Here is a 12,678-nt window from a genome sequence, read left to right as displayed (position 1 = left end):
ACGGCAAGGGAGCAGGGCGCGGTTGCTATAATTTGCGTTTTGACAGAGGCCGCTGATGATCCCATTGCGCGGCCTTGTTCATTTCGCCATTCCTATGACTCAGCGCGTCCGCACCCGTTTCGCCCCCAGCCCCACCGGCTTTATCCACCTCGGCAATATCCGCTCGGCTCTCTATCCGTGGGCCTTCGCTCGCAAGATGAAAGGCGATTTCATCCTGCGTATCGAAGACACCGATGTCGAGCGCTCCAGCCAGGAAGCCGTCGACGTGATCCTGGAAGCGATGGACTGGCTGGACATGGACATCGACGAAGGCCCGTTCTATCAGATGCAGCGCATGGACCGTTACCGCGCTGTGGTCGCGCAGATGGTTCAGCAAGAACTGGCCTACCCGTGCTACATGAGTACGGAAGAGCTCGACGCCCTGCGCGAAGCCCAGCGCGAGCGCGGCGAGAAGCCTCGCTACGACGGCACCTGGCGCCCGGAGCCCGGCAAGGTTCTGCCGACGCCGCCGGCCGGTGTGCAACCCGTGATCCGCTTCAAGAACCCCATCGGCGGCAGCGTGGTGTGGGACGACGCCGTCAAGGGTCGAATCGAAATCTCCAACGAAGAGCTGGACGACCTCGTCATCGCGCGCCCGGACGGCACGCCCACGTACAACTTCTGCGTGGTCGTCGACGACATGGACATGCAGATCACCCACGTGATCCGCGGTGACGACCACGTCAACAACACGCCGCGCCAGATCAACATCCTGCGCGCGCTGGGCGGCACGCCGCCGGTCTATGCGCACTTGCCAACCGTGCTCAACGAGCAGGGCGAGAAGATGAGCAAGCGCCACGGCGCCATGAGCGTCACCGGCTACCGCGACGCCGGCTACCTGCCCGAAGCCATCGTCAACTACCTCGCCCGTCTGGGCTGGGCACACGGCGATGCCGAGATATTCTCGCGTGAGCAGTTTGTCGAGTGGTTCGACCTGGAGCACCTGGGCAAATCTCCCGCGCAATACAACCCCGAGAAGCTCGCCTGGCTGAATAACCACTACATCAAGCAGGCTGACAACGCGCGTCTGGCTGATCTGGTGAAGCCGTTCATTGAAGAACTGGGTGGCAAGGTTGATGGTGGCCCCGTTCTGGCAGATGTGATTGCGCTGGTGAAGGATCGCGCCAACACGCTACGCGAAGTCGCTCAGACCGCGCTGCTGTTCTATCGCACCGATTTGACCATTGAGCCGGAGCTGGCCGCGCAGCATCTGACTGACGACGTGCGCCCAGGCATTGCCGCGCTGGCCGAGAAGCTAAGCGCGCTGCCCGAGTGGAAGCGCGAGGCTATCGGCGCCGCCTTAAAGGAAGTGCTGGCCGCGCATGGCTGGAAGATGCCCAAGCTTGCGATGCCTGTGCGCTTGCTGGTGGCTGGTCAACTGCAGACGCCGTCGATCGATGCGGTGTTGGAGCTGTTCGGCCGGGACGTCGTTCTGCGTCGTCTGGCGGCGTGATGGGTGCGCCGCAAAAAAATTTGCGAAAGGGTATTGCCAAGCGCTAAACACTTCCCCTATACTCTTGTTTTCGCTGCAACACGAAGCGAAACGCAGTAAGAAGCAAGCAGTAAAGTGCAGTTAGTGATTGGGGCTATAGCTCAGCTGGGAGAGCGCTTGCATGGCATGCAAGAGGTCAGCGGTTCGATCCCGCTTAGCTCCACCAAAATGCCGGAAGATTCGATTCAAAAATAAATTTGAAAAGAAGTTTCCAAAACGCAAAGAAGTGCGTTATGATAGCGGACTTCGCAGCGTAAGACAGAAAGCGTTGCAAAACAGTTTCTGTCCCCTTCGTCTAGAGGCCTAGGACATCACCCTTTCACGGTGAGTACAGGGGTTCGAATCCCCTAGGGGACGCCAAAACAAGAGCTTAACCAGAAGCTCGTTCGCAAAGCCAGTCTCTAGCTGGTTTTGCAACCGACACGGAGCGGTAGTTCAGTCGGTTAGAATACCGGCCTGTCACGCCGGGGGTCGCGGGTTCGAGTCCCGTCCGCTCCGCCAAATCAAAACCCGCTGCTTGCAGCGGGTTTTTTCTTTTCTGCTTCCCATTCAATTGCGGTATTCGCCTTGACTCCGTGCTTTTAAAGCTGGAGGCAATCTGTCGTTTAATGCATGGCTTTAATCGGCAGTGCGGCTGACGCGATTGAAATAACTAACCAGCAGGGCGCCGGCCACCATCAGGCTCAAGCCATTGGCTGCCCAGAAGCCCGCAGCGCCACGCAGTACGGCAGCACCGTCCCCCAGAAGCCCGAAGCCGAGCACATAGCCACCACCCAAGCCAACGCCCCACAACGAGAGCGCGTAGATGACGGTTGGGATCAGCGCGATCTTGTAGGCGCGCAGAATGAACGCAGCCATCACCTGCAGTGCATCGAACATCTGGTAGAACGCGATGAAGGGCAGCAGCGGAACCGCAATCGCCAGGACTGCCGCGTCATGCGTGTACAGGCTGACGAGATCCCGTCGCAGGATGAGTACTGCGGTGCCGACAATCGCTGCACAGATCACCGCCAGCTTGATGCCGTTCAACGAGATACGCCGAGCCGCCGCGCGATCGCGGGCGCCAATCGACTGCGCTGCCAGCGTGGACGTTGCAATCGATAGGGACAGCGGCACCATGTACGCCACCGCCCCGAGGTTGGCGGCAATCTGATGCCCGGCCAGTACCACCGTGCCCAGCCGCGCAATGAAGATCGCCATCAGCGTGAACGAGGTGATCTCAATCAGGTAGGTGAAGCCCATCGGTACACCCAGGCGAATCAATGCCCATAGCCGCGTGCGATTTGGCGGCGAGAACTGCGTGAAAATCGCGAACGGCTTGTAGGCCGGATTGCGCATCAAGATGGCCGCACCAGCGACAAACCAAAGCCAACTGATGATCATGGAGGCCAGTGCGCAGCCTGGGCCGCCCATTGCCGGAATGCCCATGCCACCGTATAGGAACAGTGCATTGAGCGGGAACTTGAGCACGAGGCCCCCGAGCTGCAGCACTGTCACCATCACAGGGCGAGACAGCGCGTTATTCAGCGCCGAGTAGATCCGGAAGCCAAGCGCCGCAGGCAGTGCCAGCGCTTCGTAGCGCAGGTAGGCGGTTGCTTTCTCCGCCAGTTCCGGCGATGCATTTGCCAGGTGGAGCAGCGGGGCAGGAAACCATAGGAGCAGCATGCCGATGGCTGCCAGTGCCACTCCGAGCCAGATGGCTTGGCGGACTTCTTCGCCGATCTCGCCGTGCTTCTGCGCGCCGTAGAGTTGTCCTGCGATGGGCGAGAGTGCCTGCAGCACGCCCATCAGGCTGATGTAGACGGTGACATAGATCGACCCGCCAAGCCCAATGGCTGCCAAGTCTGCTGCCGATGCGCGCCCAGCCATCGCCGTGTCGAGTACACCGAAAGTGATGACGGCCAGTTGGCCAATCAGAACCGGCCAAGCAAGCGCGGCAATACGGCGGACATCTGTGGCGAACATTGGGCGCTGCAATGGGTGTTACTGGCGCAGCTTGCGCCGGCGCGTAGTAGATGGGGTTGGTGGTGGGTGCGTTGCGGCGCCCGCTTCCGTCAGGCGGTACATGCGGAAGTGCTCATCGCGGTCGGCAGGGCGGCGGCCCTCCCAGATCAGATTCCACTCATAGTTCGAGACGCGCGAAGGTGCCCCGTAGTCGTACGGGTCGTGACGCAGGAGGATGTCGCAGTTGTCTTCCGGGCTGCCGAAACGGATGTGGCCGAAGTAGGCGAACGACGCGAGCTGCGCGTCGCCCATGCGAATCGGCTGCACGCACGTATAGGTGCGCGGCAACGCCAGTGCGGCCGATTGTGCGACATCGCGGTAGGTCTTGGCATAGTTGATGGTGGGCAGCCACAGCGTCATCATCAACACCCACATTAGCGTTGTGCCGGCCGCAGAGATCACCACCGCGCGCCAGATGGCCTTGGGTGCGCGCGACGTGCGCCATACGACGATGAGTACCCACGCAGCCGTTACCAACAACGCACAAGCCAGCGCTGTCCAACTGAATTCCGGCCGATAGCCCGGCACGATGCGATACACGTTGCGTGCGAGTTGCGGTGGGAAGCCTGTCATCTTGGCGATCCACAACAACCACACCGTACCGCCCAAAACGGTGAAGGCCAGCAGCGCAAACCAATCGATTGCGCTGATGGCGCCCCGCTTGAGCGTCGGCAGGGCAAACGTGGCCATCACGGCCATCGGCGGGATCAGCAGCAGGAAGCCGTCGTCGCTCGGTTGTTGCTGCAACAGCAGCAGCAACAACTGGGGGGCAAGCACGGCCAGCGGCAGCGCAATATGCGGCGCCGTGCGCATGCCGCCCCAGCTCTTCCAGGCCCACGCGGCGAGCGGCCATACCGGCCAGGCGAACAGCGGCAGGTTGCGCGCAATGTAGCCAAGCGAATGCGTGGTTGGGCCGGCGTACTGGTGGCGGTCGAAGCGCGCCCACTCCCGAACAAAGGTGACGGCATCGTTCGGGTTGGTGGCCAGCAGGTAGGCCATGGTCGGCCACGAGCAGCCGAGTACAACCGACACCGGCAGCGCCACGGTCAGCAACGGGCGCAGCGGCAGCACGCGTGTGGCCCGCGCGATGGCGAGCACGGCGACGGTGATGCTCAGCGGCAAGATCGGTCCGCCTGCAAGCGCCAGGCATCCGACGCCGATACCGTAGGTAAGGCTGCCTTGGATCGGCTTGTCCAGCGCGCGGATCAACCCATACACCGTGACTGCGACGAAGCACAACGAGCCGACCAGTGGCGTGGTCTCGTGGCCGCGCTGCGCCAGGCCCACGCAGGCGAGGAAGATCAGCAGCGCGCCGTCGGCCAGCGTACGGCCATAGTCGCGCGAGTTCGGTTGTCCACCGAAGACGAATTCGAACGGTTGGACCTCGGCGCGGCGACCGAGCAGGTAAGCGCCATACCAGATGCAGGCGCAGGTGACGAAGAAGAAGAGTGCCGTCGCCAGGCGCGATGCATCTGACGGGCCAAACCATTGGCCGAATACGCGGATGAACGCGCCGCCGATCCAGAACACCAGTGGGCCAGCCTGCGCAACCGGGCGGCCGACGATGTTTGGCATCAGCCAGTCTTGGCTGTTGCCTGTAGCCAGCGTCCACATTGCACCGAAACCCGCGGCGTCTTCGTTCTTCCACGGGTCGCGCGAAAACAGGCCCGACAGGCCGTAGATCACGCAGATGGCGAGCAGTAGCCAACGCGGCAATTCACGGGTGGCGGCGGCAGTCAGGCGGATGCGCGAGACGCGTGTGGTGTTCATCGGGTGTCAGACCGGGCGGGCCCGGCCGCGGTTGCACGGCGGCGTGCAGATCGTAAGAAGGGGCAGGAGAGCGGCCTGCCATTGTGCCGAGAAACAAAAAAGGCAGCCGCAGCTGCCTTTTTTTGACCAGTGAGACGGGTCATGTGGTGAGCCGTCTCCGGCGCCGGTATTACTTGGCAGCCTTGCCGATCTTGCTGCCGAACTTGTTGCGGAACTTCTCGACGCGACCGGCCGTGTCCAGAACCTTCTGCTGGCCCGTGTAGAACGGGTGCGATTCGGACGAAACTTCGATCTTGGCCAGCGGGTATTCCTTGCCGTCCAGCGTGATCGTTTCCTTGGTCTGGATCGTCGAGCGGGTGACGAACTTGAAGTCGCTGGACATGTCCTGGAACACGACTTCGCGGTAATTCGGGTGAATGCCTTCTTTCATGATGGGCCCTGGTGTAGAGGTAGCCAACTCGAGACGCGCTACAGGTGCTTTGGTGAGAAACCGCACCGTGCGACCAGCCGTCGAATCACTTGCCGGGTGGAGAAACGGCGATTATGCCAGAGAAACAAGGGCTTGGGCAACGCGCCGGCTGCAAAATCCGTGGTCGCGGAACATCAAAAAGCGATGTATCGGGCGCTTTTCAGCGATCGGCGGATCAAGGTAGCCCTTGGCGTTCGATTGTGAGGGTACCGCGTCCGTCCAGATCGAGGGCTTTGCTGTCTCCAACACGCAGCGAGGTGTTCAGATTTCGGGCCCAGGTGTGGATATTCGCGGGCGCCTGCGTATCGGTGGCAGGAATCGAAACGATGCGACGTGACGTCGCGATATGCCCTCATGACGGGAAACCCTCCTGGCGTTGCTCGGCAAGCAGCATGCGCCGTGCCGGGTCCTGCAGGTAGAACGCCTGCATCAACGCGTACAGCGTGGGCAGCGTATCGAGCAGCGAGGCTGGCTCCACAAAGAACACCTCGGAGGCCACCGCGAAGAACTCCGCCGGATGCTGTGCGCCGTACGGATCAAGCAGCGAGAGAATCGGGTCGGCATCCCAGCGATGTTCCGGGAGCTGCTCGCAGCGGTCTGCAAACGCGTCGTATTCGGCGTAGAGGTCGTCGGCCCATTGCTCGCGATCAATGCCGGCATGCAGCTGCGAGGAGAACGCAGGAATGCCATCCGACTCACCGTTGAGCATGTCGAGCTTGTGCGCAAACTCGTGTATGACCACGTTGTACGGCTGCGCGCCGGGTTGAGCCAGCGCGCCGCCCAGCTCGATGTCCTGCCACGAAAGGATGACCGGGCCGTGCTCCCACGCCTCGCCGGCGGCTTCTTCTCGCACGTTGTGTACGACGCCGTCTTCGTCCATCACCTCCTTGCGGATGACGAACTCGCCAGGGTAGATGACCACGCCGCGCCAGCCGCGATACCACGTGATGCCAAGCGCCAGGATCGGCACGCTGGCCTGTATGGCGATGCTGATCACCATCTCGTCGGTGAGCGGCAGATCGTGCGCGGTGGTGAATTCCTTCTCGGCGATGAAGAGCGTGGCCGTTTCACGCAGGCGTGCGAGGTCGGACTCGGGCCAATCCAGTAGAAAGGGCAGGCCAGCGAGCGCGCGCGACCAATGCGTATCGGAGATGGCGTAACGCGCCAGGCGCCGCGAACGCGCGCGGCCGGAAAACCAGCGGAAGACGGACGAAAGCATGCGCCCAGTATATCGACGCGCGCTTTCGTTCTTGGTGGGATCAGGCTACGGAGAGCAACCGCGCGCCGCGCTGATTGGCGACGTAGACGGCCTCGGTGCGGCTGCGGACTTTCAGGCGCCGGTACAGCGTGCTGATATGGGCCTTGGCGGTGGCCTCGGAGATGTTCAGCATGCGGCTGATGGTCTTGACCGGGTGCCCGCGCGACAGCAGCACCAGAATCTCGTACTGGCGCGGCGTAATGCCGAGCAGCTTGGGATCGGTTTGCGGATCACCGACAAGCGCGGGATTGGGTGCGCCGTCCAGGCGGGACTCCGGCAGCAGCGCGCTGGCCGGGATGTACTGCCCGCCCACCAGCACCAGTTCCAGTGAGGCCGCAATGACCTCGCCGGGCGAATGCTTGAGCGTATAGCCCGACAAGCCCATCTGCATGAGCGTGCGGATGATGTCGGGGGATTCAGATTCGGCCAGCACGACCACGTGGCGTGCGTGTGGCCGGTGCATGATCTCGCCGATGGCCGAGAGCTCGTCCAGATGCGGAAGCGGCAGGCCAATCACCAGAAGACCCGCGTCGGCATTGGTTTCAATGGCGTCAAACATGCCGTCGTCCGGCTCGACGACGGTGACGCCAGTGACGCCCTTGAGCGTCCGCAGCAGGTGCGCAATGCCCGTACGCACCAACGGATGGGCTTCGATCAAAACAGTGTTCATCGTTGTTCTCGACCTGTTACCGATCTTGCGAACATCCTTGTCGCCCCAAGCGAGAAGCAGGCCGGAGCAGACCCCCGTTCCGAATCATTTTAGTGGCGTCTCGCGAAAATGACAGACGGCACGGCCATGCCTCGGGAACCTTGTTGACGCGCTCAGGCTACTGTAGACCAGTGTTCGCCAGGGCGCGCAATTCACTCAGGAGACGCGGTTCGACCCTCAGGCCGAGCTTTGCGGCAGTGGCTGTTTCGGCCATGACACAAAAACGCGCGCCTGATCGGGGCGATTCGTCTTCCATGCGCTGAATATCCCGTAAAAACAAAGCTTTAATCGTCTTGGCACGGATGTCGCTCTACTGTCACGGGGAGGAGCGAGCCATGCCAATGTCCGCGCAGCGCCGTGCTCGACGTTTGCCGCTCTGGTGGACGATCGATATGACCGGAATGGTCGCGAGTCATGCGGCCATGGTCGTCATGGTGCCGGCGCTCGCAGAAGACGGCGACATCATCCGACAGCGCACATTCGCGCTGCGTATCGCCGATCGAGGCGTTCCTACCGATACGTTGTCGGTGCGAACCGCGCTCGGTCCTTATCCCACCCGCGCATTCGATCTGTCCAGCGGCCCTGCCATGTCGGTGCTCTCCGACGGTGAACTGAGTACGTCGCATGCGTGGCTTAACAATCCATCGTGCGGGGGGCAGGGTGCAATCCCCCCGAAAGTGGGGGTTGGGTGGCAGGTCGGTGCCATGCTCAACGCCCATCAGGCAAATCTTCACAGTGTGTGCCGGCAGGCCATGTCGGCCATCGCAGGTGCAGTCGTTCCAGGCAAGCCCACGCGGTGCTATCGCCCATATTTGGGGACAGTGTTGAAAGCCGCGCTGTTGAGCCATCAGAGAGTCGCTTTCATGTTGATTTGCACGGCCGCGGCACGGTCAGGAGGTGTCCGGGTTGATGACATCTGTGACGAAGCCGACGCTTTGGGTGCAGGCGGGTGTGCTGCCGTGCATCGGCTGGCGTGGCCCGGGGCACGGGCAATGTGTGTTGCAAGCGTAGCGTTACCGCAACGTGCTTGTTGGCGCGGAACATCGATTGCATTCACGCAGTGTCACCAGATTGAACCACCCGCCGGCAGTCCCCTGCCGGACGTGGTGGCGCAGACGGGGCGTGTCACGTCCAACGCTTTCGTGCTCCGTCCCCCGGCGGGCACTTTTTTATAACGGCAATTCAGGGAGAGGAGATCGACATGCAAGCCAATCCGACTGCTTTTGCAGCCCTGGCGCCACCACTCATACGGTGACCAGGGCTGTGTTGCTCGACAGGCTTCGAGACGGTATTGCCTGTCACGCAACGTACTGCATTGGGCGAATGCTTAAAACAATCGGGGCGCAGCACGCAGGCTACGCCCCGAGACAGTAAGGAGTGGCAGGCGATGGGATCAGGCCGAGGCAGGATGCAACGGATGTTCCGCGCGGATGCCGTGCTTCTGCATCAGCCGGTACAGCGTTACGCGGGATACCGCCAGCTCGCGCGCCGTCATGCCCATATGGAAGCCGTTGCGGGCGATGGCCGTGCGGATGGCATCGGACTCGGCACCTTCACGCGCTTCTTCCAGCGTCTGGCCCGATACCGACGCGTAGCCTTCCAGATGGAGGTCAGCGGCGGAGATCTTGCGATTGTCCGTCATCACCAGTGCACGGCGCACGCGGTTGATGAGTTCGCGCACGTTGCCAGGCCACGGGTAATGCATCATCGCGTGCAGCGCGCACGGCGTGAAACCGCGGATGCGGTGCGAGGCCTCGCTCGCATGCTGGGCGAGGATGTGTTCTGCCAGCAGCACGATGTCGCTGCCGCGTTCACGCAGCGGCGGCACCGACAGCGTCAGCACACACAGCCGGTGAAAGAGGTCGGTGCGGAAACCGCCGTGGTGCTGGGCGGCCTCCAGGTCGACGTGTGTCGCCGAGATGATGCGCAGGTCCAGTGGAATCGCCTGATGCCCGCCCAGCCGAGTGATCGTGCCTTGTTGCAAGAAGCGCAGCAGGCTCACTTGGCTTTCCAGCGGGAGATCGCCGATTTCATCGAGGAACAGCGTGCCACCATTGGCATGCTCGACCCAGCCGATATGGCGCTGATGCGCGCCGGTGAAGGCGCCTTTCTCGTAGCCGAACAGTTCGGACTGAATCAGGTGGGGCGGTATCGCGCCGCAGTTGATCGCAATGAATGGACCGCTTGCACGTGCCGAGGCCTCGTGGATGGCCTGCGCAGTCAGCTCCTTACCCGTACCGGATTCGCCGGCAATGAAGGCCGGTGCGCTGTTTTGCGCAACCTTGCGGATGGCGCGGAGCAGGTTGTGCATGGCCGGGCATTCGCCCAGCATGCGGGCATTGTTCCCCTTGGGGGCGGGCGTTGCTTCTTGCGCGAGGGACGCCATTCCCCACGCATGACGCAGGGAATATGCGGTTTCATCGGTGCGCAGCGGCATCTGCACGTAGTCGACGCAGTAGTCGCGCACGAGCTGGCGCACGCGTTCATGGGTCAGCATGGCAGGCGGCAGCGCGGCCACCCAGCCCACGTGCGGCACCTGCATGCAACGCTCGAGCAGATCCAGATCGGCTGCAGAAAAAGCGCTGCTGAAATCGATCAATCCGGCCTTGGGCACACCGTCACGAATAGCGCTGCCGAGCTCGCGCATCGACGTTACGCGTCGAACGTGCCAGTCAGCTCCCAGAATTGTTTCGTCGATCTCCCCCATCCCCGCACGTGACGCGACTACGACGGTTCGGCACGCACCAGTACATTCCAGCGACTCTTCGCGCATGGTTTCCCCCGTTCGATTTTTGGTGATTCCCTCCTGCTCTGGATTCAGCGGCTCGGCCCAGGCAGGCTTGCAGTATGGTTGCCGGGTTCCGCTTTTGCGATGCAGTTTTAGGACGATGGAAGCAAACGGTTGCGCGCCACACTTGTAATGCAAATGAACTAGCGAATTTCACAACTTTGACGAGGAAATCCGCTGATCAATCAAGCTGTTGATGTGGCAATAAAAAAGCGCACCGTTTCGGGTGCGCTTTTCGGTACGTGCAAAAGACGTCAGGAGAGACTTAGCTGCCGCGTCGCATCATGTCGAAGAATTCAGCGTTGTTCTTGGTCGACTTGAGCTTGTCGAGCAGGAATTCCATCGCCTCGACTTCATCCATGTCGTGGATGAACTTGCGCAGGATCCAGACCTTTTGCAGGATGTCCGGCTTGATCAGCAGCTCTTCGCGGCGCGTGCCCGACTTGTTCAGATTGATGGCAGGGTAGACGCGCTTCTCGGCCAGGCGACGCTCGAGGTGCACTTCCATGTTGCCGGTGCCCTTGAATTCTTCGTAGATCACGTCGTCCATGCGGCTGCCGGTTTCGATCAGTGCCGTACCGATGATAGTCAGCGAGCCACCTTCTTCCAGGTTACGTGCGGCACCAAAGAAACGCTTCGGGCGTTGCAGCGCGTTGGCGTCCACACCACCGGTCAGCACCTTGCCCGAGGTCGGGACCACGGTGTTGTAGGCGCGGGCCAGGCGCGTGATCGAGTCCAGCACGATCACCACGTCCTTCTTCAGCTCAACCAGGCGCTTGGCCTTTTCGATGACCATCTCGGCCACCTGCACGTGGCGCACCGCTGGTTCATCGAAGGTCGAGGCCACCACTTCGCCGCGTACGGTGCGCTGCATTTCGGTCACTTCTTCCGGGCGCTCGTCGATCAGCAGCACGAACAGTTCGGCTTCCGGATGGTTGGTCGCGATGGCATGTGCAATGTGCTGCAGCATCACGGTCTTACCGGATTTGGGCGACGCCACCAACAGCGCGCGCTGGCCGCGGCCGATCGGGGCGATCATGTCGATGATGCGGCCGGTGATGTTCTCTTCGGCCTTGATGTCGCGTTCGAGTATGAGCGGCTTGTTCGGGTGCAGCGGCGTCAGGTTCTCGAACATGATGCGGTTCTTCACCGCTTCAGGAGGCTGGGTGTTGACCTTGTCGACCTTCACCAGCGCAAAGTAGCGCTCGCCGTCTTTGGGCGTGCGGACTTCACCTTCAATCGTGTCACCGGTGTGCAGATTGAAACGGCGGATTTGCGACGGGCTGATGTAGATGTCGTCGGTGCTGGCCAGGTACGAGGTCTCCGGCGAGCGCAGAAAACCGAAACCGTCGGGCAGCACTTCGAGCGTGCCGTCACCGAAAATCGTTTCCCCCTGTTTCGCCTTCTTTTTCAGAATGGCAAACATCAATTCCTGTTTGCGCATGCGCTGGGCGTTATCGATCTCCAGCTGTCCCGCCATTTCCAGCAATTGGGACACGTGCAGGGATTTCAGTTCTGTCAGATGCATAGACGAAAGAATGGGAAGGGCCCGAACGGGCAGCGAAACGAGAAACGGGGGGAGGGGGAAAAGGTCGAGCGAACGCTCGGGGAAACAGATTCGGTGCAATCTTAGCACAACGCTGGCGGGCTTCCAGGCGGAAGATTGCCAGCGTTGTAACTGGGCGGCGAGATGTACTCCGCGCCGCAGTCGAATACCGACGACTTACAGGTGGCTATCCAGGAACGCGGTGAGTTGCGACTTGGACAGTGCGCCAACCTTCTGCGCAGCGACGGCGCCGTTCTTGAACAGGATCAGCGTCGGGATGCCGCGAATGCCGAACTTGGCCGGCACACCGGAATTTTCATCAACGTTGATCTTGGCGATCTGCACCTTGTCGCCGTAGTCCTTGGAGACTTCGTCCAGGATCGGGGCGATCATCTTGCACGGACCGCACCATTCGGCCCAGAAATCGACCAGCACGGGTTTGTCGGACTTGAGCACGTCGGCCTCGAAGGACGCGTCGCTCACATACTTGATCTGTTCGCTCATGGCGGGAACCTCTGTTATTTCGTAAAAGCTGGCGACGTGCGCCGAACCCATACATTACACGATTACGCGGACAGACGTGCATTGGGGCCACTGCCAGCG

The 12,678-nt window shown here is 61.5% G+C and carries 10 protein-coding genes and 3 tRNA genes; 5 read left to right on the top strand and 8 right to left on the bottom strand.

Annotated elements, in window-relative coordinates:
- The first annotated feature begins 94 nt into the window (after positions 1 to 94).
- The 4 genes from gltX to R2N11_RS08620 all read left to right on the top strand — a co-directional run bounded on the left by gltX (position 95) and on the right by R2N11_RS08620 (position 2,032).
- Positions 95 to 1,492, top strand: coding sequence for a glutamate--tRNA ligase (gene gltX, locus R2N11_RS08635; RefSeq protein WP_199027059.1), 1,398 nt, complete (start codon positions 95 to 97; stop codon positions 1,490 to 1,492).
- Between the two features lie 129 nt (positions 1,493 to 1,621).
- Positions 1,622 to 1,697: transfer RNA gene (locus R2N11_RS08630), tRNA-Ala, on the top strand.
- A gap of 118 nt (positions 1,698 to 1,815) precedes the next feature.
- Positions 1,816 to 1,891, top strand: a tRNA-Glu gene (locus R2N11_RS08625).
- Between the two features lie 64 nt (positions 1,892 to 1,955).
- Positions 1,956 to 2,032: transfer RNA gene (locus R2N11_RS08620), tRNA-Asp, on the top strand.
- Between the two features lie 117 nt (positions 2,033 to 2,149).
- On the opposite strand, the gene R2N11_RS08615 is transcribed toward R2N11_RS08620, so the two are convergent.
- The 5 genes from R2N11_RS08615 to R2N11_RS08595 all read right to left on the bottom strand — a co-directional run bounded on the left by R2N11_RS08615 (position 2,150) and on the right by R2N11_RS08595 (position 7,702).
- A complete protein-coding gene (locus tag R2N11_RS08615; RefSeq protein WP_199027058.1) occupies positions 2,150 to 3,496 on the bottom strand; it encodes an MATE family efflux transporter in 1,347 nt (448 codons plus the stop codon).
- Between the two features lie 18 nt (positions 3,497 to 3,514).
- Complete coding sequence (locus R2N11_RS08610; protein WP_316680801.1) at positions 3,515 to 5,305, bottom strand: ArnT family glycosyltransferase; 1,791 nt, start codon at positions 5,303 to 5,305, stop codon at positions 3,515 to 3,517.
- Between the two features lie 169 nt (positions 5,306 to 5,474).
- Entirely contained in the window at positions 5,475 to 5,735 is a 261-nt protein-coding gene (locus tag R2N11_RS08605) for a type B 50S ribosomal protein L31 (protein WP_021194158.1), read from the bottom strand.
- Positions 5,736 to 6,126: 391 nt separating this feature from the next.
- Positions 6,127 to 6,993, bottom strand: coding sequence for a M90 family metallopeptidase (locus tag R2N11_RS08600; protein ID WP_199027056.1), 867 nt, complete (start codon positions 6,991 to 6,993; stop codon positions 6,127 to 6,129).
- A gap of 40 nt (positions 6,994 to 7,033) precedes the next feature.
- Positions 7,034 to 7,702, bottom strand: a complete 669-nt coding sequence (locus R2N11_RS08595) for a LuxR C-terminal-related transcriptional regulator (RefSeq protein ID WP_199027051.1) — start codon at positions 7,700 to 7,702, stop codon at positions 7,034 to 7,036.
- A gap of 374 nt (positions 7,703 to 8,076) precedes the next feature.
- On the opposite strand from R2N11_RS08595, the gene R2N11_RS08590 reads away from it, so the two are divergent.
- The gene (locus R2N11_RS08590; protein WP_199027049.1) at positions 8,077 to 8,916 is read left to right on the top strand and encodes a hypothetical protein; all 840 of its coding nucleotides are present in this window, start codon (positions 8,077 to 8,079) and stop codon (positions 8,914 to 8,916) included.
- A gap of 218 nt (positions 8,917 to 9,134) precedes the next feature.
- Here the strand turns inward: R2N11_RS08590 and R2N11_RS08585 are convergent, their stop codons facing one another.
- The 3 genes from R2N11_RS08585 to trxA form a co-directional block, all read right to left on the bottom strand.
- Positions 9,135 to 10,514 carry a sigma-54 dependent transcriptional regulator gene (locus tag R2N11_RS08585; RefSeq protein ID WP_199027047.1) on the bottom strand — a complete coding sequence of 460 codons (1,380 nt, stop codon included), beginning with the start codon at positions 10,512 to 10,514 and terminating at the stop codon, positions 9,135 to 9,137.
- Positions 10,515 to 10,794: 280 nt separating this feature from the next.
- Positions 10,795 to 12,057 (bottom strand): transcription termination factor Rho, encoded by a 1,263-nt coding sequence (rho, locus tag R2N11_RS08580; protein ID WP_199027045.1) that lies wholly within the window; start codon positions 12,055 to 12,057, stop codon positions 10,795 to 10,797.
- A 195-nt stretch (positions 12,058 to 12,252) separates the two neighbouring features.
- Complete coding sequence (gene trxA, locus R2N11_RS08575; RefSeq protein WP_199027043.1) at positions 12,253 to 12,579, bottom strand: thioredoxin TrxA; 327 nt, start codon at positions 12,577 to 12,579, stop codon at positions 12,253 to 12,255.
- Positions 12,580 to 12,678: the final 99 nt, after the last annotated feature.

This window comes from Ralstonia flaminis, from assembly GCF_958415495.1.
GTDB lineage: Bacteria > Pseudomonadota > Gammaproteobacteria > Burkholderiales > Burkholderiaceae > Ralstonia > Ralstonia flaminis.
This window is presented reverse-complemented; position numbering and strand designations above follow the sequence as displayed.